The organism is uncultured Paraglaciecola sp., from assembly GCF_943787955.1.
Taxonomy (GTDB): domain Bacteria; phylum Pseudomonadota; class Gammaproteobacteria; order Enterobacterales; family Alteromonadaceae; genus Paraglaciecola.
This window is the reverse complement of record NZ_CALSOK010000012.1, coordinates 1-23,677: the sequence shown is the minus strand read 5'-3', so window position 1 is coordinate 23,677 and position 23,677 is coordinate 1. Positions and strand designations below refer to the sequence as shown.

At 39.6% G+C, this 23,677-nt stretch carries 25 protein-coding genes and 1 pseudogene; 17 read left to right on the top strand and 9 right to left on the bottom strand.

Features of this window, described 5'->3' with window-relative positions:
• The first annotated feature begins 7 nt into the window (after positions 1-7).
• Together Q0Y52_RS11740 and Q0Y52_RS11735 are read left to right on the top strand one after the other, a co-directional pair.
• A complete protein-coding gene (locus Q0Y52_RS11740; protein WP_297821770.1) occupies positions 8-208 on the top strand; it encodes a hypothetical protein in 201 nt (66 codons plus the stop codon).
• Positions 209-217: 9 nt separating this feature from the next.
• The gene (locus Q0Y52_RS11735; RefSeq protein ID WP_297821768.1) at positions 218-952 is read left to right on the top strand and encodes a GAF domain-containing protein; all 735 of its coding nucleotides are present in this window, start codon (positions 218-220) and stop codon (positions 950-952) included.
• Between the two features lie 157 nt (positions 953-1,109).
• On the opposite strand, the pseudogene Q0Y52_RS11730 reads toward Q0Y52_RS11735, so the two are convergent.
• From Q0Y52_RS11730 to Q0Y52_RS11710, 5 genes and pseudogenes are all read right to left on the bottom strand, one after another.
• Positions 1,110-1,271: pseudogene (locus tag Q0Y52_RS11730) on the bottom strand (tyrosine-type recombinase/integrase); the annotation flags it as partial.
• Between the two features lie 22 nt (positions 1,272-1,293).
• A complete protein-coding gene (locus tag Q0Y52_RS11725) occupies positions 1,294-2,790 on the bottom strand; it encodes an IS66 family transposase (RefSeq protein ID WP_297816919.1) in 1,497 nt (498 codons plus the stop codon).
• 77 nt (positions 2,791-2,867) lie between these two features.
• Entirely contained in the window at positions 2,868-3,218 is a 351-nt protein-coding gene (gene tnpB, locus Q0Y52_RS11720) for an IS66 family insertion sequence element accessory protein TnpB (protein WP_297816922.1), read from the bottom strand.
• Positions 3,215-3,511 (bottom strand): hypothetical protein, encoded by a 297-nt coding sequence (locus Q0Y52_RS11715; RefSeq protein ID WP_297816924.1) that lies wholly within the window; start codon positions 3,509-3,511, stop codon positions 3,215-3,217. Before Q0Y52_RS11715 ends, tnpB begins: the two co-directional genes overlap by 4 nt.
• Positions 3,512-3,643: 132 nt before the next feature.
• A complete protein-coding gene (locus tag Q0Y52_RS11710; protein ID WP_297821766.1) occupies positions 3,644-4,393 on the bottom strand; it encodes a phage integrase N-terminal SAM-like domain-containing protein in 750 nt (249 codons plus the stop codon).
• Between the two features lie 368 nt (positions 4,394-4,761).
• On the opposite strand from Q0Y52_RS11710, the gene Q0Y52_RS11705 reads away from it, so the two are divergent.
• Positions 4,762-5,442 (top strand): sulfotransferase family 2 domain-containing protein, encoded by a 681-nt coding sequence (locus tag Q0Y52_RS11705; RefSeq protein WP_297821763.1) that lies wholly within the window; start codon positions 4,762-4,764, stop codon positions 5,440-5,442.
• A 460-nt stretch (positions 5,443-5,902) separates the two neighbouring features.
• Here Q0Y52_RS11705 and Q0Y52_RS11700 read toward each other — a convergent pair whose 3' ends face one another.
• Positions 5,903-6,376, bottom strand: coding sequence for an Lrp/AsnC family transcriptional regulator (locus tag Q0Y52_RS11700; protein ID WP_297821761.1), 474 nt, complete (start codon positions 6,374-6,376; stop codon positions 5,903-5,905).
• A 158-nt stretch (positions 6,377-6,534) separates the two neighbouring features.
• Here Q0Y52_RS11700 and Q0Y52_RS11695 point away from each other — a divergent pair, with 158 nt between their 5' ends.
• The 11 genes from Q0Y52_RS11695 to Q0Y52_RS11645 all read left to right on the top strand — a co-directional run bounded on the left by Q0Y52_RS11695 (position 6,535) and on the right by Q0Y52_RS11645 (position 17,868).
• A complete protein-coding gene (locus Q0Y52_RS11695) occupies positions 6,535-7,971 on the top strand; it encodes an aldehyde dehydrogenase family protein (RefSeq protein ID WP_297821759.1) in 1,437 nt (478 codons plus the stop codon).
• Between the two features lie 52 nt (positions 7,972-8,023).
• On the top strand, positions 8,024-9,058 hold the full coding sequence (locus Q0Y52_RS11690) for a homoserine dehydrogenase (RefSeq protein WP_297821757.1): 1,035 nt from the start codon (positions 8,024-8,026) through the stop codon (positions 9,056-9,058).
• Between the two features lie 765 nt (positions 9,059-9,823).
• On the top strand, positions 9,824-10,483 hold the full coding sequence (gene pspA / locus Q0Y52_RS11685; protein ID WP_297821755.1) for a phage shock protein PspA: 660 nt from the start codon (positions 9,824-9,826) through the stop codon (positions 10,481-10,483).
• 76 nt (positions 10,484-10,559) lie between these two features.
• Complete coding sequence (locus Q0Y52_RS11680; RefSeq protein ID WP_297821752.1) at positions 10,560-10,760, top strand: PspC domain-containing protein; 201 nt, start codon at positions 10,560-10,562, stop codon at positions 10,758-10,760.
• Positions 10,761-10,854: 94 nt separating this feature from the next.
• Positions 10,855-11,103 (top strand): hypothetical protein, encoded by a 249-nt coding sequence (locus Q0Y52_RS11675; RefSeq protein ID WP_297821750.1) that lies wholly within the window; start codon positions 10,855-10,857, stop codon positions 11,101-11,103.
• A gap of 98 nt (positions 11,104-11,201) precedes the next feature.
• The gene (locus Q0Y52_RS11670) at positions 11,202-11,633 is read left to right on the top strand and encodes a copper chaperone PCu(A)C (RefSeq protein ID WP_297821748.1); all 432 of its coding nucleotides are present in this window, start codon (positions 11,202-11,204) and stop codon (positions 11,631-11,633) included.
• A gap of 8 nt (positions 11,634-11,641) precedes the next feature.
• Positions 11,642-12,634, top strand: coding sequence for a DUF2333 family protein (locus tag Q0Y52_RS11665; RefSeq protein ID WP_297821746.1), 993 nt, complete (start codon positions 11,642-11,644; stop codon positions 12,632-12,634).
• A gap of 3 nt (positions 12,635-12,637) precedes the next feature.
• Positions 12,638-13,387, top strand: a complete 750-nt coding sequence (locus Q0Y52_RS11660; RefSeq protein ID WP_297821744.1) for a TIGR04219 family outer membrane beta-barrel protein — start codon at positions 12,638-12,640, stop codon at positions 13,385-13,387.
• A gap of 98 nt (positions 13,388-13,485) precedes the next feature.
• Positions 13,486-15,294, top strand: a complete 1,809-nt coding sequence (locus Q0Y52_RS11655; RefSeq protein WP_297821743.1) for an assimilatory sulfite reductase (NADPH) flavoprotein subunit — start codon at positions 13,486-13,488, stop codon at positions 15,292-15,294.
• A complete protein-coding gene (cysI, locus tag Q0Y52_RS11650) occupies positions 15,294-17,024 on the top strand; it encodes an assimilatory sulfite reductase (NADPH) hemoprotein subunit (protein ID WP_297821741.1) in 1,731 nt (576 codons plus the stop codon). The genes Q0Y52_RS11655 and cysI overlap by 1 nt, the downstream gene beginning before the upstream one ends.
• On the top strand, positions 16,999-17,868 hold the full coding sequence (locus tag Q0Y52_RS11645; protein ID WP_297821739.1) for a phosphoadenylyl-sulfate reductase: 870 nt from the start codon (positions 16,999-17,001) through the stop codon (positions 17,866-17,868). Before cysI ends, Q0Y52_RS11645 begins: the two co-directional genes overlap by 26 nt.
• A 290-nt stretch (positions 17,869-18,158) precedes the next feature.
• Here the strand turns inward: Q0Y52_RS11645 and Q0Y52_RS11640 are convergent, their stop codons facing one another.
• Positions 18,159-19,295, bottom strand: coding sequence for a fatty acid desaturase (locus Q0Y52_RS11640; protein ID WP_297821737.1), 1,137 nt, complete (start codon positions 19,293-19,295; stop codon positions 18,159-18,161).
• Between the two features lie 166 nt (positions 19,296-19,461).
• Here Q0Y52_RS11640 and fabR point away from each other — a divergent pair, with 166 nt between their 5' ends.
• On the top strand, positions 19,462-20,073 hold the full coding sequence (gene fabR / locus Q0Y52_RS11635; RefSeq protein WP_297821735.1) for an HTH-type transcriptional repressor FabR: 612 nt from the start codon (positions 19,462-19,464) through the stop codon (positions 20,071-20,073).
• Here fabR and trmA read toward each other — a convergent pair.
• The gene (gene trmA, locus Q0Y52_RS11630) at positions 20,070-21,191 is read right to left on the bottom strand and encodes a tRNA (uridine(54)-C5)-methyltransferase TrmA (protein ID WP_297821733.1); all 1,122 of its coding nucleotides are present in this window, start codon (positions 21,189-21,191) and stop codon (positions 20,070-20,072) included. The genes fabR and trmA overlap by 4 nt on opposite strands.
• A 128-nt stretch (positions 21,192-21,319) precedes the next feature.
• Between trmA and Q0Y52_RS11625 the strand changes: the two genes are divergently transcribed.
• Both Q0Y52_RS11625 and Q0Y52_RS11620 read left to right on the top strand, forming a co-directional pair.
• Entirely contained in the window at positions 21,320-21,652 is a 333-nt protein-coding gene (locus tag Q0Y52_RS11625; protein WP_297821731.1) for a hypothetical protein, read from the top strand.
• Between the two features lie 106 nt (positions 21,653-21,758).
• Positions 21,759-22,781: a hypothetical protein gene (locus tag Q0Y52_RS11620; RefSeq protein WP_297821729.1), complete on the top strand. Its 1,023-nt coding sequence runs from the start codon at positions 21,759-21,761 to the stop codon at positions 22,779-22,781.
• A 66-nt stretch (positions 22,782-22,847) separates the two neighbouring features.
• On the opposite strand, the gene Q0Y52_RS11615 is transcribed toward Q0Y52_RS11620, so the two are convergent.
• On the bottom strand, positions 22,848-23,306 hold the full coding sequence (locus Q0Y52_RS11615; protein ID WP_297821727.1) for an RNA-binding protein: 459 nt from the start codon (positions 23,304-23,306) through the stop codon (positions 22,848-22,850).
• Positions 23,307-23,677: the final 371 nt, after the last annotated feature.

Genomic DNA, 23,677 nt, shown 5'->3' with positions numbered 1-23,677 from the left:
TTAGGCGATGCAATCAGACCCCATTAAACAGTCTAAGGCAATCATCAAACTCATTCAGGAAGTGAAAAACCTGAAACTTGAGCTGCCAAGCCAACGCGCGCAAGCCGCGGCTATGGTCGAAATTTTGCACGTCATCGAAAGGTCAACCAACGACATCCAGCAGGTGTTTGACACAATTGCAAAAAGCGCAACTGAGCTTTGTAGTTAGCAATTTAGTGTGGTCTGGCGCTATGAAAGTGATTTGGATCACTATTGTTCCAGCTACGGGTTCACCGAAGAATACAATCAATTTCATACGTCGCGACCGGCTCAGCCGACACTGGAAAAGTCGATTTCGGCCGTTCTGATCAAAACTGGCAAAGTGGTTCGTGTTCTGGATGCACAATCCGAAGTTTACCTTGATCACGCGACGGCTCGGAGATTTGGATTTAGCCAAATGGTAGGTGTTCCGATACTTAGCGATGGCAAAGTCTGGGGTTCGATCATTAGGGCCTGGCCGGAAGCTGATACTCCGCTGCACTCTCATATCGCGTTGATCCAGACTTTTGCCGAGCAAGCCAGCATTGCCATCGCAAATTCACGGTTTTTGCACGAAACACAAGAAGCACTAGCATATCAGACTGCTACATCTGATGTCCTTGCCGTTATTTCGCGATCCCCGCATGAACTCAACCCGGTTCTGGACGAAGTCCTGAATGTCGCTGCGCGTATTTGCAAACCGCAATATGCTTTTATGGCGTTGTTGGATACGTCAGACGGCAAGTATCACGTCGTTGCAAGTCGCCACGCAGACAAAGTATTCATCAAATATATGCAGGACAATCCCGTTGCACCCGGCCATGGGACTTGTATCGGTCGCACAGCATTGCTGCGCGAAACGGTCTATGTCAGGGACACAAAAACGATGACAGTTACAAATGGCGAGGACACGAATAGCACAGAGATAAAGTAGGTGAAAAAAGAGAGTTGTTATTGAGTTAATGAGCAAGAACTGACTGGCTCGAATGTGCTGCATTCGTTGAGAAAGAAGTTCTCTGACAGGCCGCTGTGAGCCTAAAATCAGGCGGTCTAAGAGTCTGGCTAATAGGTGTGCTAATATTTTAAGTCTTTCATCTCACATCCGTCGGACTTATTGCTCCAGATTTATGCTTACCTAAAACGTGGGTGTAAATTTGCGTGGTTTTTACATCATCATGCCCCAGTAATTCTTGCACGACTCTGATGTCATGTCCTGTTTCAAGCAATCTTGTTGCGAAACTATGCCGAAAGGTAGTAAGCGTCCGGCAATCCCACCTAGTCTTTAGCAAATCGCCATGGTAGCAGTGGCTCGATATCGGTGTTTTGAACCGAGACTTGTTCAAGTAAATGCATCATATAGTCGAACGGCGTTAGTCCGTTTGCCTTTGCAGTTTCTATAATGCTGTACAGTATGGCACTGGCCTTAGCGCCTTTGGCCGTTTGACTAAACAACCAGTTCTTTCTGCCTATGACGAAGGGTTTTATCGCGCGCTCAGCGCGGTTATTATCGATGTTCAGGTGACCATATTGGGTGTAAGTGTTGAGTTTACTCCACTGATTTAAGCAGTAGGTGATGGCTTCGCCTAATTTGCTTTTTGCCAATACCTGCGACTCTGATTTTATCAGCCACGCTTCGAACTGTTTGAGCAATATAGTGCTCTTTTCCTGCCTTACTTTCCGCCTGTTATCAGGTGCACTCGCTTTTATTTGCGTTTCAATACGATACAGCTTTTGAATATGGTTAAGTGCCCAATCGGCTCTGCCGCTAGATTTTTTGCCCTGTGCGGTTTTGGCTTCAACGAATTTACGTCTCGCATGGGCCCAACAGCCTGCGAGTGTCGCTTGGGTTTTGTGGTAACCCGCATAGCCATCCACTTGTAGATACCCGTTGTAACCCTGTAAATAATCCACGGCACATTGACCCGCGCGACTCGATTGATAGTCGTACAGCACGATATTTGGGATGTCAGTATTGGGTAATTTCCCTTCAGGTGAGTCGGCGCCTGAGGTATACACCCACATATAGCATTTCGCTTTATCTTCGCTGACGACTTTTAAGGTGGTTTCATCAGCGGCAATGACGCCTTGCTTAAGTATCAATTCGTGTAAATGGTCATATAGCGGTGTGAGCAAGTCAGCGCACCTCAACATCCAATCGGCCATAGTTTTGCGGCTCAGTTCAATACCGTATTGTTTGAACATCGCTTCTTGACGATACAGTGGCAACCCAAATTGATATTTACTGGTGATTACCTGACTAAGTAAGCTTGGTGTCGCATAACCTTTAGGGATAACTGAAGGTGGCACCGGTGCTTGTTTGATGTGATTGCTAATGCCGTCCTTTTCACATACACGACACGCATACTTAGGACGAACATGCTCTATCACTTTAACTTGAGCAGGGATGAATTCAAGCTTTTCAGTCTTGTCTTCACCTATCTTGTGCAATTCATTGTTACAGCAAGCACAGACTTTATCTTCCTGTGCAATATCATGGATAACCACTTCACGAGGTAATGTTTTTGGTAATGGTTTACGCTTAGGTTTATTGCGTGTGTAGCTGATGTCTTCTTTTTCGACAGGTGTTTCAGCAACCAGCTCTTCTGCTTCATTAAACAATTCACCTTGACCAGGGTGACCTTCGCTACTCGCCCCAAATTGTTTTTGTTGGGCAAGACGAAACTGCTCTTCAAGAAACTGATTGCGACTTTCTAATCGTTCAACTTGCTTGCTAAGCTCGGCTATTTGTTGGCGTAGTTGGGCTTTATTCATGTCACTTATTATAACCCTAAGTGACTGTTTTCAATTAGATTAAAACGTGATCGTTAAATGCTACTTATGATCGTACGTTATAACCCAGAGGCCGTGTAATCCAAGCTGCGATGTCCAACGACATCATAGCCACCGAGCAACCATGTTAACTGCTGCTCACTCAAATTAGTGTGTTTGAGTTGGCCACACTTAGGCCATTTGAAGCGTTGTTTCTCCAACCGTTTGTACCATAATGCAAACCCGGTTTTATCCCAGTATAAGAGTTTGAGTTTGTCTTGTTTTTTGTTACAGAAGATAAATAATGCACCGGAGAATGCGTTTAATGTTAATTCACTTTCGATAATCGCCAGCAAGCCATTAATCGACTTTCTAAAATCAACATGCTCAAGGTGCAAATAAATGTCATCTGGCTCAACGAACATTCTCATGATTGCAGTGCCTTAACGAAACTTGCCAACCAAACAGGCTCGCAAGACGTCGAAAAAGATAACGAAACCTCGCCCAATCTGACAGATACTGATGGTTGAATAGTCGCGTCGATAGCAGACTTGCTAGCTTTTACAAAACGAGGCGGGTTAACTTGCTGTTGTAATCGCCCACGAAATTTATAAAAACTTGATGTGCTAACTCTGTGCTCTTTACAGAAATCAACAATGGCTAACCCACTCGTTTGTTGTTGGCTTATCAATTTCTGCCATTCATCTAGTGTTTTATGCTTCATAATACCTCCCATTACAGTGAGGAAGTATTTTCGAATGAATAATGGATGACTGCTAGGCGTGGATCACCGGACGCTTACGAAAGGTATGTGATGTAACCCGTTTTAAAATGCCTGCTTCTTGCACTGCTTTCTTTAAGGCCTTTCGAAACCCAGTTTGGTGAAGGTGATGCCGGCATACATAGCCATCGTAAGGGGGACACATCGTGTAGTTGAAGGAAATATATATTGCCAAGATAAGTTAGTAGCGGCTTTCCCATATTTACGAATTAGAGCAGGTGGTAGTGATGACAGTCCATACTCTTCATCAATGTCCTTTTGGTGAATACACTCCACTTTTTGAATTTGTTTAGTAATCTCGGTCTTAGTCAATTCTGGAAACATGGTTACACGGTCTTTTTGGCCTTTTGAATGAAAAATAAAAATAGTATTTCGTTCAAAATCAAAATCCTTTACGCGCAGCTTCAGCACCTCAGATATACGAAATCCCGCGCCATACATTAATGTCCCAATAGTATGATGAACCCCTCGTAATTTATCGATTACAGCAATCGCATCATTATGACTTAATACTTCAGGTACACGGACAGGCGTCTTAGCAAATTTAAAGGACATATTAGTCAAGTCCATATTAAGCACATGACGATACATAAAAATGATGGCGCACAAGGCTTGATTTTGAGTCGTTGGCGAGACTTTTAGCGCTATGGCAAGATGTGATAAAAACTGTTCAACCTCTAGTTCACCGATATCTTTAGGGTGACGCTTGCCGTTGAAATAAATAAATCGCCTAATCCAATGAAGGTAGGCCTTTTCAGTTTTTATGCTATACCTTTTGGTTCGCAAAATAGTTCGAACATATTCTATAAAAGGTGACTTTGACATAATATTACCCTCTGCAAATCATACTGTTTTTTATATACAGATATAATGCATATTTTAAAATAATGCCAAGATTGCTTCCTATTATGTAAATTCCTTAGGTCTCGTTTTGTTTTTCAAAAATACGCTAAGTTATTCATTTAATTATGGAAAATATTATTCACATAGTTTTTAATAGGAAGCAGAAAAGTCGCGTTAAAGTCAGGTCTCCTTTTGCTTTTCAATTCTTTGCGGTCTTGCTGGCATGAAAGTGAAAAATATCACATAAAAATTAATAGGTAAGTACTGAAATTGACGAAAATAAAAATCAAATCGAGAAGTTACATATACGACATGCTCGATAATAAGCGTTAAATTACAGGATACGTGTTATGCAGATGTCTACTAAGTATGGTATTGCTTTTTTGTGCATGCCGAAGTGTGCATCAACATCTATTGAAAAGGCTATACAACCATTTTGCAATATAAATTTTTCGGGACATCCCAAATTAAAACACATTAATGCTCAATTATTCTCTGAAACAATATTTTCTGCGCACAAGAAACTGCTTCCAAATGTAGAGATAGAATCTTTCAGTTTGATAAGAGATCCTTTAGAAAGGATGGAAAGCAGGTATCGCTATAAAACTAGAGATGAAATTAAAAACCCGAATCATCCAAATCATCGAAATTACACCGGTGGCATGAGTTACAATGAATATATCAAAGAATATATTTCTGAAGGAAAAAGGAAGCCATTTGCAAATTTGGCAAGTCAATACGACTTCCTAACTATGACTAATGGTGAGATTGGCGTAGATCATATAATGCCAATGAATAGGCTAGACTTAGTCGCTGACTTTCTATCTAAAAAAATAGGGCGAGAAATCGAGATACCACATGAAAATATATCACCTAAGTTTTCTACTTCTTTAGACCATGAACTCGAAAAACAACTTCGACAATATTTAGCCGAAGAGATTGTCATGTATGAGTTTATAAAGGGTCATGGAAAATTTAACAAGGCGCTTCACTCGGACAAGCTCCTCGCTGCGCTTAAAGCTTGCCGGTGAGCGCAGCGTTAATGTCCATATTACTGCGATAGATTACCAAAAAATTGTATTTCACCACAGTCCGTTTACTTAGGCTAAGCAGTCATTTGGGAATTGAATCAGGCCGCTGTGAGCCTAATAGCAGACGGTCGAGCGTTTACCCTGATGGGGAAGTTTGTGCCATAAGCGGGCATACAAAATCCATGTTTTCTGATTTTTTTACGGCAAGTTAGCCACCAGAGCGGTCATTGGCCTTTTTAAAAATCCTGATGAATTAGAGCATTAGTCCTAAGGTGCTATCACCTCCTTTACGTCTTAGAAAACTAACTCGCTAACGCCCTTTGTTATACAAACTCCAAACTTGGGTTTATAAGGCGACCGTCACATCAGTGCAGACCAACTCGCAGCAAGATCTGTGTCTGTCATAATCTCACCAGAAGAAACTATATTCTTTTTATTATCATGATGTTAGAAACATGCTTCATATATCTACACAATTCAGGGGTAATGCTAAACTAACTTTTGTTCTGCCCATAACAACAGATGTTTTGAAGTGAAGCACAGCAATGTCACTAAAAAAAAATAATTGAGTAAACTCTTCAAAATTTTCCATATCTTTTGCTGTCACTACCAGAACGAAATCCGCCTCACCCGTTATGTAGTAACACTGCTGGATATTATTATTATTTTTTACTTTGTTTTTAAAATAATTAAAACAATCGTTATAACTTCTATTTAGTTGTACAGATATGATAAAGGTCATTGATTGATTTACAGAGTCAGGCGATATTATTGCTACTTCCTGAGCGATAACTTTATTATCTCTTAAGCGCTTTAAGTGTCGCTGTATACTTGCAGCCGATAACCCTACTTCTTCGGAAAGGCGCTCAACAGAAGTTTTTACATCTATTTGTAATAATTCCAATATTTTTAGATCTTGCTTACTTAATTTCACAACTCAATACTCCCTCGCAATTACTGATGTGATTCTATCAATATTTTACAAAAACAATGAATTAATAATCACTTATCTTTATATAAGGACTGATGTATACCGTTACTGCTAGGTAGACTATCCATAATTCACTAAAGAGATAACAAAGGAATATCACCATGTCTGCAATACAAAATTTGTCTGCTTCCGCTGCTATAGATGTAAAAAGCTCACAACCACAGATACAAGTATTCAACCCTGAAGACGGCAGTTTAGTCGGAACAGTTGTGAACAACTCTTTAAGTGAAGTGGACGCTATTATTGAGACCGCAGTGATAGGCGCCCAAAAAGCTAAAAAACTGTCTTCACATTTACGAATGTCTGTACTTAATGACGTTGCTGATAATTTAAGAAATCAAAAAGAATTCTTCGCTCAAATGATTGCTCGTGAAGGTATTAAAACCATTAATGAAGCGCGTAAAGAAGTTTCTAGATGTGTGGAAACCATACGAATAAGCGCGGAAGAAGCGAGGCGTTTAACGGGAGAAACTATTGCTTTTGATCAAGCTCCCGGCTCTGAAAATAGGTTTGGGTATTATCGTCGGATACCTATTGGCGTTGTTGCAGCTATTACTCCCTTCAATGACCCTTTAAATTTAGTCGCTCATAAAATTGGTCCCGCTATAGCAGCAGGAAATTCAATAATCCTCCTGCCTCACCATGAGACGCCTCTTGTCGCAAAACTGCTTGTAGAGCTATTTAATAAAACAAATTTACCTAAAGGTATCTTAAATTTGGTTACAGGATATGGAATAGATATAGGCGATAAGATCGTATCAGATCCTCGCATTAATATGGTTTCATTTACTGGAGGAAAATGTGTCGGAGAAAGAATTCTAAGTCACGTAGGTTTAAAGAAAGTATCAATGGAGCTTGGCAGTAACTGTCCAGTAATAGTCATGAATGATGCAAATATTGAGATGGCAATGGAAGCATGTGTCAGTGGTGCTTTCTGGGCAGCAGGCCAAAACTGTTTACATGTTCAAAGAATTTATATTCAAGATGAACTATATGATCAGTTTTCCTCAGAGTTTTGTTTGCGTGCAAGCAAAATATCTATGGGCGACAAACTATCTGAATCTTCGCAGATGGGTCCAATGATTAATAATCGTGCTGCTCTTAAAGTTGAAGCGATGGTAAAAGATGCCCTAGAGAAAAATTCCACATTACTGTGTGGTGGGAAAAGACAGGGAAATTTTTTTCAACCTACTGTTTTTGCAAATGTAAGCAGTGACTGCTTAATTGCCAAAGAAGAAGTGTTTGGACCTATCACTGTGTTGTATCGATTTTCTGATAAAAAAGAGGCAATAGCTCAAGCAAATGATGTTGAATTTGGCTTACAAGCTGGAATATTTACCAATGATCTTGAGTTAGCGTTTGAACTTGCAGATTCAATGGATTGTGGTGGCGTCATGATAAATGACAGCAGTGATTATCGCATTGATGCAATGCCATTTGGTGGAGTCAAAGGATCAGGTGTTGGCCGAGAAGGTGTTATGAATGCTGTTAAAGAAATGACCGACATAAAAACTTATTGTTTTAATTTACGAAAGTAACGCCATCGAACAATCATTCAACATTTTAAAGAGTTAACTTAGGAAGAACATAATGAAAACATACACATTAGCAATAATCGGTTTTGGGAATGTTGGTCAAGGCCTAACTAAAATTATTAGTGATAAAAAACAACTGTTAATAGAAAAGTTTGGTATTCATTTAAGCATCGTAGCGATATGTGACTTGTATAAAGGAAGTCTTTATAACCCTAAGGGTTTGGACCCTGAAGTATTATTATCTGATCTAGAAAAGCATGGAGATCTAAAAAGTACTTCGGCTCCCATCACTGGCTGGAATGCGACTGAAACGATTGATAAAAGTGGAGCTGATATTTTAGTAGAGCTTGCTTTTACTGATCTACAAACAGGTGAACCCGCAGTAAGTCATATTAAACAGGCATTAAATAATGGTATGCATGTTTCTATGACTAATAAAGGACCGGTGGCTTTACATTTTCCTGAACTTCGTAAAATAGCATTAAGCAATAATGTTCAAATTGGCATTGAAGGCACTGTAATGAGCGGAACTCCTGCAATAAACTTAGGTAATGAGATGGTGTTAGCTGCCGGAATAACAAAAATCCAAGGGATTCTTAATGGCACGACAAATTATATATTAGATGAGATGTCTTCAGGAGCAGGGTATGAAAATGCACTCAAACAAGCACAAGAACTTGGTTATGCTGAAGCAGATCCTACAGGGGATGTTGAGGGTTATGATGCCGCTGCAAAAGTAGTTATTCTGGGGAATCTTTTAATGGATTTATCGCTTACATTAGATGATATAGAGCGTCAAGGCATTTGCCATATCACAAAGAATGATATTTTTAACGCCACTTCTTTAAAGAAGCATTGGAAATTAATTGGAACAATTGAAAAGCATAACTATGGGTTCTTAGCATCAGTTAAACCTGAGATGGTATCGAGTGAACATCCATTCGCATCAATTAAAGGCGCGACAAATGCTATTACTTATTCAACAGAATTACTAGGTGATATTACCTTAATTGGTCCAGGTGCTGGGCGCTTGGAAACAGGATACGCTGTTATTGAAGATATACTTTCAATACATAAAAAATCACGCTAAAAATTCACCCATATGTCAATATTATATACACTAGTGGCTTGGTGAATATGGCCACTAATTTAAAGTTAAATAGGGATGTTCTGTAATGCGCCATGTGCCATATTGAGATATAGTTATGAGCGAGTTCGATGACCGTTTTGCGCGTGAATCCGTCCATCAAAGCAATAAAGCTGAAGATCCGCTATTCGCTCCAAAGGGACTAAAACACCATAAATAGCTACGTCCGCTTTCTTGGGCTAAGCAGACACCTGGTTTCGACTACTCGAATGACCGTTCCTCGCCTAATTTTATATTTATGAGATAAAATCATCCCAAAATTTTCAACCGCGTACGGCCCTTTTTGCCGTGATGCGGACTGCTGGCATATGTTTATAGTAGGACTGTTTATCGTTTATAGGCGTCATTCAACATATTGCGGTGATGCTCTATACCAAGAAATCCACAGAATGATCAGAACAGCCTAAACATATTGGGTATCGTGACTAGTTTCTATTAACCACTTTTTCTTTGTCGTAAGTTGTGGGCTCACAGTCTATTAAATATCAATTGTGATTTTCGCTAACTACTTAGTCTTTTTGACTAAATTGTTAAGTTAGCTCGAGATTTTCAAATAGTTAAGTATTGCATAATTAATTAAAAACTCAATTTAATCAATTGCTTACCCTATCTTGTTAAATTGGCACAACACTTGTAATAGCGTTGTTAGTACTGGTAGTGCTGGAATAGCCCAGCAGGAAATTTATTAATTTTATTGGAGAAATCAACATGGGTATGTTTTCGAGAGTGTCAGACATAATACAAGCCAATATCAATGCCATCTTAGATAAGGCAGAAGAGCCTGCAAAAGTGATTAAGTTACTGATCCAAGAAATGGAAGAAACCTTAGTGGAGTTACGCTCAGTGGCGGCCACTCACCTAGCTGAAAAAAAGCAGGTACAGCGCCAAGTGGACAAATTGCAACAACAGATCAATGCATGGCAGGCAAAGGCGGCCTTGGCGGTAGAGAAAGATCGTGAAGATTTGGCTAGAGCCGCATTGGTTGAAAAGCACCATAGTCAGCAAAAATTATCAGCTTTAACTGATGAGCTAAATGTGGTTGAAGAATCGCTATCTAAATTACAAGCTGACATGGGCAAATTGCAAGACAAACTAGTGGAAGCCCGAGCTAAACAAAAATCTCTGATTATTAGAGAGCGTTCGGTAGCCGTGCGCATGACCATTAAGAATAAAGCTCATTCAGTGAAGATTGATGATGCAATTATCCGGTTTGAGCAATATGAGCGCCGAATTGATGATCTAGAGTCACAAGTTGACGCTTATGATTTAGTGGATGAGTCAACAGGCTTACATGCACAGTTCAATCAACTTGAATCTGAGAGTCAAATTGAGCAAGAGCTAGAAGCATTGCGTTCAAAGGTTGCTTAGTGTTGATTTGCCCATTCGCTAGTGGCGCACCACCACTGTCGCTAGCTGCAGAAACTTGAAGTCATAGGAGAAAAACATGAGTCGTTATTTTGAAGTAAATAGATTATACAAAGATTCAATACATCGAAAAGTGTCAGGTGTATGTGCCGGTTTAGCGAAACATTGGAGCGTACCTAGGTTGTTAGTTCGCGTAGCGGCTGTAGTCTGTTTAATCGCACTGCCTACCATCACTGCTATCGCTTATATTACTGCCACAATCCTGATCCCAAACAAATAAGGGATGCATCATGTTTAAAAACATAACCCTAGCTGTGTTGATATCGATGGTATTGACGTACAGCCTGGGTCACTTAGTAACCTAGTGGTTAGATTTGCATATTTCCTTTGCAAAGCATGATGTTGAACCTATCACTTCCATTATCGCACTAACAGGCGTGCTAGCTATATTGGTTGTAGTGGGTTTTATCATCGCATTTAGCCTTTTTACTGCTATTGCTTTCGCCTTTATTACCGCAGGAATTGGTTTGTTTGTTGCCGGTCTAAGTGTATTTTGGCCGGTTATCTTATTTACCTTAGTGATTTTTCTTTTAGTGAGAGACAAGCAGACATCTGCCCATTAATGTTATCAACGACCTAGGTCAAACTTTTGTGCTTAATGGATGGTATCTTAATTAAAATTACTGAATAATCAGAGACAATTTTTATACGTGGGTGATTTATGTTTCGATTATTTGTATTGCTGTGTAGTTTAGTAACGGGTGTTATTCACGCTGAAGTAATAGTCACAGACGCAACTGTCAGACTACTGCCTCCTGGTGTACCTAACACAGCGGCATATTTTTCTATTCAAAACAGCTCGGACACCACCCAAATTTTGATTGGTGCTTCGGCGGATTTTGCTACTAAAGCAGAAATTCATAATCATATAATGGTGAATGACATGATGCGAATGGAGCAACAGTCAGAGGTCGTTATTAAATCAGGTCAGACCGTGCAGTTTGCTCCCGGTGGCCTACACATTATGTTATTTGGGCTGAAACAACCCTTATCAGAAGGAGAGTCTGTAGCCATCAGTTTACAGACCAAAGACGGTGAGTCCATTATCATCTCGGCCAAGGTCGCCGGGCCGTCTGTGCACAAACATCATTAGGGAAAAACATGAAACAATACCTTGCACCAAAATGGCTATTTAGCACCGCCGTACTATTTATTTTCTTGTTATGGATTTTGTCAGTATTTTGGAGCTTTGAGCCTGATTTATTTGAACCTGAGCTACTTGCCCAGCAGCAAGCTAGCCAGAGAAATGAGTCTGTTGTCGCTGGTTACACCATTACTACTAGTTTAATTAAAGTCAGCGAGACCTTGCTAAACAAGTCTGGTGGATATTTGTCAAATGATGTGTTGCCACCTAGTGTCATGATGGACAATATGCCTAGCTGGGAGTTTGGTGCTTTAGAAATGACGCGAGATTTGGCCCTAGCGATGCGTCAAGATTTTAGTCGTTCACAGAGTCAATCGTTAGAAAATCCTTTTTTAACCAAAGCCCAACCTCAGTTCAATATAGACAGTTTAAGCTGGTTATTGCCTTCAGCTGAGTCCAAGTATCAAGAAGGCATTGATAATTTATATGCTTACAGAAGTAGCTTGTCTGATAGCCGCCAACAACAGGGACAATTCTATGCTCGGGCCGATAATTTAAGAGATTGGCTGAAACAGCTGGAGAAACGTTTAGGTAGTTTTTCACAACGATTGAGTGCCAGTGTTGGTCAAGAGCGTCTTGATACAAGCCTAGCAGGTGATGCTCAAGCTATTCAGTCTACGCCAACGGCAAATAGACTGACTGAAAAAACCAGCTGGTGGCAGTTAGACGATAATTTTTATGAAGCCAGGGGCGCCAGCTGGGCATTGATACATTTTTTAAAAGCAGTGGAAGTGGATTTTGCAGATGTACTTGAGAAGAAAAATGCCACGATTAGCCTGCAACAAATAATTCGTGAATTGGAGGCAACGCAAGAATCTTTATGGAGCCCGATTATATTAAATGGCAGTGGATTTGGTACGTTAGCTAATCATTCGTTGGTGATGGCAAACTATATTTCTCGTGCAAATGCTGCTCTAATTGAATTAAGCGAATTGTTGAATCAAGGTTAAATAATGAAAAAAAACACACTATCTCTAGGATTATTAGCATTATGTGTAAGTTTTACCAGCCAAGCTGACACTTTACTTGGGCTATATGCCGGTGCGCAAGCTTGGAATATGGAAACTTCAGGCGGGTTTTCAAATGACGGAAGTAATACTGAGTTTAATTTCGAAAAGCAAACAAATACAAATCTGTATGTGGCTTTTGAACATCCTATTCCGCTGATCCCAAATGTTAAAGTGCAAAGAACTGCTATGGATACCCAAGGTGATGTCATATTGGACGCTCAGTTTACATTGGGTGACAAAGTTTTTGCTGCTAATGGTAATGCTTTTACAGATGTATCATTAACAACTACCGATTTCATTTTATATTACGAATTGTTTGATAATGATTTAGTTAGTTTCGATGTTGGCCTCAATGCAAAACATATTGATGGGGAGTTTTTGGCCACAGTTGATGGTGAAACAGGTAGAGAAGAGTTTTCTGGACCAGTTCCTATGGTTTATTCTAGGCTGGCTGTTGGTGTTCCATTTACTGGTTTTGGTGCATTTGTAGAAGGTAGTTTCTTAAGTATTGACGATCATACAATATCAGATTATCAAGCTGCGATAACTTATAGCTTGATGGGCAACCTTGCAATAGATTTGACGTTACATCTTGGTTATCGAGCTGTAACATTGGATTTAGATGATTTAGATGACATTTATTCAGATCTTGAATTTAAGGGGATATACGCTGGATTAGAGGTGCATTTTTAATTTAATTTAATTTGGTTATAAAAAATTATTTTTTATTCTTTCCGGTTATGAACATGTGTCGCTAATCTATAGTTGTATTCACAACGATTAGCGATTATATGTCTTCAGTAATAAATCAAGCCACTGGGCTTGCCGCAGGTTTAAATGAAAACCAGTGGACTCAAATTCATCAGGCAACGGCCTCACTCAATCCACAACAACTAACTTGGTTGAGTGGCTACTTAGCTGGGATGGCGCAAACAGGCCAATCTACTGTTTTAGCTCAACCCGATAGCAGCCATGCTAAGTCTTTAACTATCTTATATGGTTCGCAAACGGGTAACGCCAAATCTGTGGCACAGGAATTTAAAGCCAAATTAGATGCGCTAAATATCCCTGCTACAATAGTTAGCATGGCTGACTATAAGCAGAAGCAACTAAAAACAGAAAGTCATGTAGTCATTATTGTCAGTACCCACGGTATTGGCGAAGCGCCAGATGATGCTGTGGCACTACACAGCTTTTTAGCTGGAAAAAAAGCGCCTAAACTTAATGATTTAAACTTTGCTGTGTTGGGCTTAGGTGACACAAGTTACGAGTTTTTCTGCCAAACAGCGAAAGACTTTGACAAACGTTTACAAGACTTGGGCGCGACCAGAATTACTGACCGGGTTGATTGTGACGTTGATTACGACGCAGATGTAGCGGCTTGGTTCGACACCATCACACATCAAGTAAAAGATGAGTTGAGTGCAAAGAGTTCCCAGTCTGTTATTCCATCCTTGAATATGCACCCTAGTGCTGCAGTTGCCAGTCAATACACTAAAAAATTGCCATATACTGCAACCCTGCTTGAAAGCCAAAAAATTACTGGCCGAGATTCAGTTAAGGATATCCGTCATATTGAGATATCCCTTGAAAATTCTGGTATTCAATACCGCCCAGGTGATGCGTTAGGTGTGTGGTTTAAAAATGATATAAACCTAGTTGATGAGATAACTACTTTACTTGGTTTACAAGGTGATACCTCAGTAAATTGGTCAGGTGATGATTACAATTTTAACGACGCTTTAATCAATAAATTAGAATTAACTCAAAGCTATCCGACTTTTGTCACAAAATATGCTAAATACGCAAACAATATTGAACTCAATGCACTGTTGGATGATAAGTCTGTATTGCGTGAATATCTGTCTCAGCGTCAAATAATCGATGTTGTTCGACAGTATCCAGCTAAGCTCAATGCTCAGGAGTTTGTTGATACCTTAAGAATGATAACACCACGACTCTACTCTATTGCTTCTAGTCAAGCAGAAGTGGAAGATGAAGTGCACTTAACCGTTGCTTTAGTTGAGTACGACGCCCACGGGTATGCCCATCAAGGTGGTGCCTCAAGCTTTTTATCTACTCGTTTAGATGAAGGTGGTGAAGTCAATGTGTTTGTTGAGAAAAACGACAATTTCCGCTTGCCAGATGATGGCAATACACCCGTTATAATGATTGGGCCCGGCACAGGTATCGCACCCTTTAGAGCTTTCATGCAACAACGTGAAGCTGAAGAAGCAAGTGGTGAGAACTGGTTGTTTTTTGGTAATCCTAATTATACGCAGGACTTTTTGTATCAAACTGAATGGCAGCGTTTTGTTAAAGATGGGGTATTAAATAAAGTCAGCTTGGCATTTTCTAGAGATCAAGAGCAAAAAGTTTATGTGCAGCATAGAATGCTTGAACAAGGCGCTGAGATTTATCAATGGCTTGAGCAAGGTGCACACATTTATGTATGTGGCGACGCCAACCATATGGCCAAAGATGTGCAAGACGCTTTAGTTCAAATTGTGATTGCCCATGGTGCAAAAAGTGATGAACAAGCCGAACAGTATATTTCTGACTTGCGTCGTGCCAAACGTTATCAAAAGGACGTTTACTAATGAGTAAAGACCACAAAAATTTCGTCGTTGAAGGCAAGCTAGCTGATAACGAACGTTTGAAAGACCAAAGTAACTTGTTGCGTGGAACCATCGCAGAAAATTTGACTGATGATTTAACCGGTGCCTTTGTTGGCGATAACTTCCAGCTTATTCGTTTCCATGGTATGTATCAGCAAGACGACCGCGATATTCGTGCAGAGCGTGCTAAGCAAAAGTTAGAACCACTTCAAAATGTAATGTTAAGAGCTCGGTTACCTGGAGGCATTATTAGTACGCAGCAGTGGCTGGCTATTGATAAGTTTGCTGAAGAAAAAAGTATCTACGGCAGTATTCGTTTAACTACCCGTCAAACTTTTCAGTTCCATGGGGTATTAAAACCTAATGTGAAATCTATGCATCAAATGCTTAATCAGGTTGGTGTTGATTCTATTGCGACTGCTGGGGATGTAAACCGTAATGTGTTGTGTACATCTAACCCGGTAGAGTCTGAAGTACATCAAGAAGCGTACGAGTGGGCGAAAAAAATCAGTGAACATTTACTGCCTAAAACACGTGCCTATGCAGAAATCTGGCTTGATGGCGAAAAATCAGAAACAACTGAAGTAGAGCCTATCCTAGGTAATAACTACTTACCTCGTAAGTTTAAGACAACAGTGGTTATTCCGCCGCAAAATGATGTAGATGTCCACGCTAATGATTTAAATTTTGTGGCTATTGCCGAAAATGGCAAGTTGGTTGGTTTTAATGTCTTGGTTGGTGGGGGCTTAGCCATGACTCATGGTGATACTTCTACTTTCCCACGCAAAGCAGATGACTTTGGTTATATTAGTTTAGAACATACTTTGGCGGTAGCAGCAGCGGTGGTGTCTACTCAACGTGACTGGGGGAACCGTGTTAATCGCAAAAATGCGAAAACTAAATATACCTTAGAACGTGTAGGTGTCGAAAATTTTAAAGCGGAAGTAGAAAAACGCTCAGAAATTAGTTTTGCAAAAAGTCGACCGTATGAATTTACTTCACGCGGTGATCGCATTGGTTGGGTTGAAGGGTTAGATGGCAAACACCACCTTACCTTGTTTATCGAAAACGGCCGTATTTTAGACTATCCGGGCAAAACACTGAAAACCGGTTGTGCTGAAATTGCAAAAATACACATGGGTGATTTTCGCCTAACGGCAAATCAGAATTTGATAGTGGCTGGTGTACCCGCTGAGCAAAAATCGCAGATTGAACAGCTAGCACGTGAGCACGGGCTCATGGCTGATGATGTGAGTTTGCAGCGCAAAGATTCGATGGCCTGCGTGTCTTTGCCAACATGCCCATTAGCGATGGCTGAAGCAGAACGTTATTTACCTGATGCAGTGACAGAGATTGAAGGGCTATTAGCCAAGCATGGCATGCAGGATGAAAGTATCATCTACCGTGTGACCGGTTGTCCTAATGGTTGTGGCCGGTCTATGTTGGCAGAAGTTGGCTTAGTGGGCAAAGGCCCTGGAAAATACAACTTCCATTTAGGTGGTGACCGTCAAGGTACACGGATCCCTAGAATGTACCGTGAAAATATCGATGAAAAAGAAATCATGCGCGAGTTAGACTGCTTAATAGCCCGCTGGTCTAAAGAACGTGATGCTGACGAAGCTTTTGGTGATTTTGTTATCAGAGCACAAGTGGTTAAACCTGTTCTTGACTCAGCCAAGGACTTTTATGATGACCCAAGCTACTCAATCTAACAATATAGTCATTACAGACAGTATAGACAGTATAGACAGTACAGACAGTTCAGACAGTACAGAAAGTACAGACAGTTCAGACAGTGCAGAAAGTGCAGAAAGTACAGAAAGTACAGAAAGTGCAGACAGTGCAGATCTAAGTATTTCAGGCGACGAATTGGTGCAAACTAATATCGCCTTAGAAAAACAGTCTGCTTCACAACGTATTGCTTGGGCTTTAGAACACCTACCTCACAACTTTATGTTGTCATCAAGTTTTGGTGCGCAAGCCGCTGTGATGTTACATATGGTTACTCAGCAATACCCTGGTGTACCAGTAGTACTAACAGATACAGGTTATTTGTTTTCTGAAACTTATCAGTTTGTTGATAAGTTAACAGAACGTCTCAACCTTAACCTCAAGGTTTATCGCTCGGATACTTCCTCTGCATGGCAAGAAGCCCGTATGGGGAAATTGTGGGAGCATGGCTTAGAAGGTATAGAAAGATACAATGCATTGAATAAAGTTGAGCCAATGCAAAAAGCGTTAAACGACCTGCAAATAAAAAGTTGGTTTGCTGGATTGCGCCGCAGTCAGTCTGACATGCGAGAAACCTTACCTGTTGTGCAGCAGTTGAAAAATCAGTATAAGATTTATCCTATTATTGATTGGTCGAACAAGGATGTGCATTTATATTTAAAAAAACATAATCTGCCGTACCATCCTTTGTGGGAAAAAGGTTATGTATCCATAGGTGATTGGCACAGTACTCGCTCTTTGGAAGAAGGTATGAATGAACAAGATACTCGTTTCTTCGGATTAAAAAGAGAATGTGGTTTACATGAATTTGGTGATGGAATTTAGTGATTTTCCGCATTCATATTCTAAAAATTATTTAGTGGATATTAAAAATACTATTTAATACTTCCCTGAGCGAATTAGTATGAATGGTTTGTTGTTTTCGGGTTAACAATTTACATAATCCAGCACCCGTAGTGGTGAACTTGTAATAAACCAATTTCGTCCCTGCGCAATCAGTTAAAGGACAAGTCTTAGAGGTAATGTCCACTTTGCTAATTATCGCACTCTTAAAATCAGTTTATAGGCAAGAAAAAGGCCTCAAAATGAGGCCTGAAAGTTGTATTATCTTCCGGTTATTCGGCCATGGCAGGTAAAAAGTCAAATTGATTGATGTGTAACCATTTTTGTTTTTGTATGGCCAAACTTTGTTTTAATTCTTTATACTTGTAATGAACTTCAAGGTTTTCATAGCTGCGTTTAAAGTTTTGCTTCTTCATCGCCATTAGTTGTTTCTTGGCAGCATAGTAGTCAGTCATACGCTGTGCTAAGAGTTCGTATTCAATCTGTACTTTGGCTAATATCTCATCTGCATTGGCTAAATTAGATACTTTTTCTTGAGCTAGCTTTAGTTGCATGGCGACCTTAGCTTTTTCAATTCTTTCTTCTGGGCAACGACGAAGGTTACTGGTCCAGCCAATGAGAGATAAGCCTTTGATTAACCATTTTGTTGGATCAAACTGCCACCACTTGATGCCATTTCTATAATCATATTCAAATATATGATGAAAATTATGATAACCCTCCCCAAAAGTGAAAAAAGCTAGGATATCGTTATCCCGAGCAGTATTTTTATCCGTGTAAGGCTGCTTGCCCCATATGTGAGCCAGAGAATTTATGAAAAAAGTGACATGATGAACAACTACTAGGCGGAAAACACCTGCTAATAGGAGCATGCCCAAAATATCCCCATTTAGCCAACCTAGTAAAACTGGAACACCAAAGTTTGCGCCAAGCATAATCTTTAAATAGTGTTTATGTTGCCACATCACTACCGCATCTTTTTGAAGATCACGGCAGTTGCTATAATCTGTATAACGATGAGTTTGATATTCTCTTAACATCCAACCAATATGAGAATACCAAAAGCCTTTTTTGGCTGAGTAGGGATCATGTTCGTTGTCGTCAACATGTCTGTGGTGAATGCGATGATCTGAACACCAATGCAAAATGCTATTCTGCAGTGACATTGCTCCGCCTATCGCCAACACCACTTTGACTAACATGTTGGCTTCGAATGCTTTATGTGACCATAAACGATGATAACCGGCAGTAATCGACATACCTGAAAAGTAAATTAAAGCGACACATGCAATAATTTCAAAAGCATCAAAGCCATTTGTTAAAGCCTCTAAGGGAACTAACACAGTAGCTATAAATCCAGTTATGGTAAAAATTAATATATTTGTGAGCAGTAGACGTGGTTTTTTCATTTAGCAATATTAAGTTCAGCTTACAAGTGTACGCTATTTTACGTTGCCTTTTACGTTTCGCAAGCCCTATATTTATCTAGAGTGATATTTCTTCAGTATGTGTTTTACTTTTTTCACGTTAGAATCCTGTTCACACTGAATTAGTCACCAACGTTAGGTTTAGCTATTGAACCGTCAAGAACAAAAATTACGCACTCGGCGTTCTATTATTGAGGCAGCATTTTTACTTTTAGATGAACAGCGAAGTTTATCAAGTATTAGCCTCAGAGAAGTGGCACGAGAAGCGGGTATAGCGCCCACTTCTTTCTACCGACACTTTAAAGATATCGACGAATTAGGTTTAACTTTAGTTGATGAAGCAGGTTTAGCTTTACGTCAGCTAATGCGTCAAGCCAGAGTGAGAATTGCTTCTGGTGGCGGTGTGATCAATACCTCAGTGGATACTTTTATGGAGTTTATAACTGCCAATAATAATGTTTTTCGTTTGTTATTACGGGAGCATACAGGTACGTCAATGGCTTTTAGAGCGGCTGTGCTGCGCGAAATTAAACATTTTAATGTAGAGCTCACTGACTACACTATATCTAATACGGGCTTGCCATATAACATTGCTAACTTACAAGCTGAAGCTATGGTTAAATTGGTTTTTAGTGCTGGAGCGGAAGCACTAGATGCGTCCGATGAGCAAAAGGCCAATGTTGCAGAAAGAGTCAAACTTCAATTAAGGTTTGTTGTTAATGGCGCATTGCAGGCCAAAGCTGAACAAACTTCGAATTAACTGTCAGCAACCAGGAGTGAGTCGCTTTTTTGTAAATAAACCCCACATTCTGTGTGGTGCGTATAGGGAAACTGGTCAAATAACGCAAACCGAGTAATTGTGTGTGTCTTCAACAATGTATCTAAATTAAGTTTTAATGTATCCGGATTACATGAAATATACACAATGTTTTCATACTGACTAATCATATTCACCGTGCTTTCGTCTAAGCCAGAACGGGGTGGATCTACTAATACTGTTTTGCATTGGTATTCAGTTAGGTTAATGCCTTCTAAACGTCGAAATTTCCGCACACCCTGTTGTGCTTGGACAAATTCTTCACTCGACATACGAACAATCTTTAGATTGTCTATGTTATTTTGCTCAATGTTATCTTGCGCTGCTGCAACCGAGGTTTTGGATATCTCAGTTGCCAAGACTTTTTCAAAATTTTGGGCTAAGGGAACGGAAAAATTTCCCGAACCGCAATACAGCTCAAGTAAGTCTCCTTGACTATTTTGAGTAATATCCAGTGCCCATTCAATCATCTTAATATTGACGTGTGCATTGGGTTGGGTAAAACTATTTTCGATTTGTTTAAACGTAAATTTGCGTTGATTGATTATCAATTCTTCGGTTACATAATCTTTATCTAAGATGATCTTTTGCTTTTTTGCTCGACCGATAATGTCTATACGGTATTTTTTTCTTAACAAAAATCTAATCTTCTTCATTTCATCGGTCCATGCTTCATCTAATTCTTTGTGATAAAGCAAAGATGCAATAATTTCCCCACTGATTGTGGCTAAGTAATCAATTTGGAACAGCTTTCTGCGTGCAGTGTCGTTTGGTTTGAGTAACAAAAGTAGATCTGCCATGACATTATTAATCAGTTGGCTGGCAGGTGGGAAGTGATGGATTTGGTACTTTTGTTTTGTCGCTTGGTCGAACATTACATGATGCAGTTCATCACCTTCATGCCACAGACGAAACTCGGCTCGTAATCGATAATGCAATGGCTCTGAGGCAAATACTTCCAATTCAGGCATAGAGTGCTGGCCAAAACTGTCTTTAAGAACATTTGTTTTGACTTCAAGTTGTGCGACATAGTTGTCTGCTTGAATCTCTGTTGGCCGCATGTTTTGCCTCAATGGTTAAAGTCGTAAAAACGCGCAACTTAAAGTGTTTTCGGTCATTCTGCAATATTTGGATTAAGTTAAATATTCATGCTTGAAAAAAATTGTGCAAATAAAGCTAAAGTATTAGATTGAATTGGTCGATACGATTAGTTAAGGATAATGAGGTATCTGCCATGAACATTAGTCAGTTAAAAGCTTCTTTAGGCGATAATCCCCAACATTTGGGTAATAAAAACAGTATTCAAAACCAATTGCGGGATACTGGCTTAAAACAAGCCATTGCTGGGGAAATCAGTCAAACATCACATAGAGTGGAGCAATTTAGTTCCAGTACTTCTTTGGGCGTCCGGATATATTCGAATGCATTAAACAATACGTTGGAAGTTAATAAACTTAAGCCTGAACTTTCTACGCCTGATACAAAAAAACTGAGTCATCACTATTTGATTTCGAAAAGATAGCAAAGAATGTACTCAAGTTTGTGGGGGGGGGGCAATCAAAAATGCTCAAAACAAGGGTGCCGATGAAGACAAGTTAAATAACTTGTTTGAATAAGCTTCATCTGGTGTGCTTAAGGGCATTAAGTTAGCAGAGCAAGACTTAGCTGGTTTCTTAAATGAGGAAATCACTAATGGAATCAGTCAAAGTAAAACCCTAATTGAAGACGGCATTGCCAAGCTGAAGCGTGATGTTTTTAATCCGCAAGCTTTAAACCTAGAAAATCCTGCTACATCTTCAGTAAATTTTACCAGTATATCTTTCGAAAAACAGGAGTCAGGTGAACTGAATATTCGAACCCGAGATGGCGATGCAGTAAATATTACTTTTGAAGATCTTGAACAATTTGAATTCAGTCAAAGACAGGTGCAGCAACTTGCGCAACAGACTGAACAAGATAAAAAAGCTGCAGTGACCGAACCGGTTAATGTTCCGATAGATGTTAATAATGCTGCAGTTTTAAGCTCTAAAACTACGACACCCGCTGATATTAATGTAGACGATTCAGAAGTCAGCATTAATGAAACGTATAAGGCTCAACCTAGTACTGACTCAATTCAACAGAATACTACTTTTTATCAAGAGAGCACCTTTTCGTTTGCAGTTAAGGGTAAGTTAGATGAGGATGAACTCAAAGCAATAGGCCAATTAGTAGCGGATGCTAATGAACTGGCTGAAGAGTTTTTTAACGGTGATATAGAGACTGCTTTTAACCAAGCATTAGAATTGGGTTTTGACGAACAAGAAATATCTAGTTTTGCCTTACAGCTAAAAAAAGTTGAAAATACTGCAGTTATTAAAGCGTATGAAACTGTTTCTAGATTTGATAGCGATAGTGTGGACAGTGATCCTGCAAAAGCTGTCAAGCCAGTTGCGGATTATCTTGATAAACTGTTAAACGTACTTGATGGGGCAAGACTTCGACTAGAAGACACTAATTCTTATGAAAATGTTGTGAATGAACTCATCAATAAATTAGGTGAGGATGTGGCAACGCCAGATTTGATTTCTGCTATTAATCGTTTTAATAAATTTAATCAAAAACTTGTTAATAATTTACCCATAGGATATCGACCTCAAAGCCAGCAATAATAACAGTGCGCTGAACAAATAAAAAAGGCCAGCTTTTAGCTGGCCTTTTTTATGTTCGATTTGATATCACTCTTCTTCAATTTTTTCTTTGGCTAATCTAACCTTTAAAGTCCGTTCTTGAAATGTTGAATCGTTCAGATTTTTGATTGCCTTAGCAGCGCCTTTAGGATGCATTTCAACAAAACCATACCCTTTCCTTTTTCCGGTGCGTCGGTCTTTCATAAGACGAACTGATACAACATTGCCTTGTTGCTCAAAATGCTCTTGAACTGCTTCCTCGTCTGCACGATAAGGAAGGTTACCAACATACAATGTGGATACTTCTGATGTTCCATCATTATCGCTAGATGAATTAGCAGATGAAAAAAGCTTTAACAAGGCTGGTACAAATAAGCCACCCACTAAAACGCCAACAGCTGCTGACAATTGATTGGGTAAATCAGAAGCTAAGATGGGTAAGAAAAAATAAAGGACAATAGCTAAAATAACGGTGGCAAAAATATTTGTGATAAAAGATGTATTCATATGGCTCTACCTAAAAGAATTATATGGTTATAAGAATAAAAGCATCCTTATGTTACTCATTTATATTGTTTTCGCAAATAGTAAGGGTAAGTATCAGTGATCCTTTTGTTAAATCTTTCGATTAAGACAGTCTTTTTATTAATTTTGACTGTTTAATAGACACTTAACCGATAATTTCAAATTAGGGGTTGCATAGGAATGTGTTCTCTCTATAATGCGCCCTCGCTTCAAGGGAGACCAGTTAGGTCAACCGCAACAAACAGGATTTCCTAATTTGTTGCTTATACGGTAAACGTATATTTGGTGCGGGATGTAGCAAGATTTAATTGAAAAGAAAAATAAATTAAATCGTTGACATTAAAAGGGAACCG

Bases quoted from the DNA above. Each gene is read 5' to 3' on its own strand.
- Q0Y52_RS11740 (WP_297821770.1), top strand. From the start codon at position 8: ATGCAATCAGACCCCATTAAACAGTCTAAGGCAATCATCAAACTCATT.
- Q0Y52_RS11725 (WP_297816919.1), bottom strand. From the start codon at position 2,790: ATGAATAAAGCCCAACTACGCCAACAAATAGCCGAGCTTAGCAAGCAA.
- tnpB (WP_297816922.1), bottom strand. From the start codon at position 3,218: ATGAGAATGTTCGTTGAGCCAGATGACATTTATTTGCACCTTGAGCAT.
- Q0Y52_RS11715 (WP_297816924.1), bottom strand. From the start codon at position 3,511: ATGAAGCATAAAACACTAGATGAATGGCAGAAATTGATAAGCCAACAA.
- Q0Y52_RS11710 (WP_297821766.1), bottom strand. From the start codon at position 4,393: ATGTCAAAGTCACCTTTTATAGAATATGTTCGAACTATTTTGCGAACC.
- Q0Y52_RS11705 (WP_297821763.1), top strand. From the start codon at position 4,762: ATGCAGATGTCTACTAAGTATGGTATTGCTTTTTTGTGCATGCCGAAG.
- Q0Y52_RS11695 (WP_297821759.1), top strand. From the start codon at position 6,535: ATGTCTGCAATACAAAATTTGTCTGCTTCCGCTGCTATAGATGTAAAA.
- Q0Y52_RS11690 (WP_297821757.1), top strand. From the start codon at position 8,024: ATGAAAACATACACATTAGCAATAATCGGTTTTGGGAATGTTGGTCAA.
- pspA (WP_297821755.1), top strand. From the start codon at position 9,824: ATGGGTATGTTTTCGAGAGTGTCAGACATAATACAAGCCAATATCAAT.
- Q0Y52_RS11680 (WP_297821752.1), top strand. From the start codon at position 10,560: ATGAGTCGTTATTTTGAAGTAAATAGATTATACAAAGATTCAATACAT.
- Q0Y52_RS11670 (WP_297821748.1), top strand. From the start codon at position 11,202: ATGTTTCGATTATTTGTATTGCTGTGTAGTTTAGTAACGGGTGTTATT.
- Q0Y52_RS11665 (WP_297821746.1), top strand. From the start codon at position 11,642: ATGAAACAATACCTTGCACCAAAATGGCTATTTAGCACCGCCGTACTA.
- Q0Y52_RS11660 (WP_297821744.1), top strand. From the start codon at position 12,638: ATGAAAAAAAACACACTATCTCTAGGATTATTAGCATTATGTGTAAGT.
- Q0Y52_RS11655 (WP_297821743.1), top strand. From the start codon at position 13,486: ATGTCTTCAGTAATAAATCAAGCCACTGGGCTTGCCGCAGGTTTAAAT.
- cysI (WP_297821741.1), top strand. From the start codon at position 15,294: ATGAGTAAAGACCACAAAAATTTCGTCGTTGAAGGCAAGCTAGCTGAT.
- Q0Y52_RS11645 (WP_297821739.1), top strand. From the start codon at position 16,999: ATGATGACCCAAGCTACTCAATCTAACAATATAGTCATTACAGACAGT.
- Q0Y52_RS11640 (WP_297821737.1), bottom strand. From the start codon at position 19,295: ATGAAAAAACCACGTCTACTGCTCACAAATATATTAATTTTTACCATA.
- trmA (WP_297821733.1), bottom strand. From the start codon at position 21,191: ATGCGGCCAACAGAGATTCAAGCAGACAACTATGTCGCACAACTTGAA.
- Q0Y52_RS11615 (WP_297821727.1), bottom strand. From the start codon at position 23,306: ATGAATACATCTTTTATCACAAATATTTTTGCCACCGTTATTTTAGCT.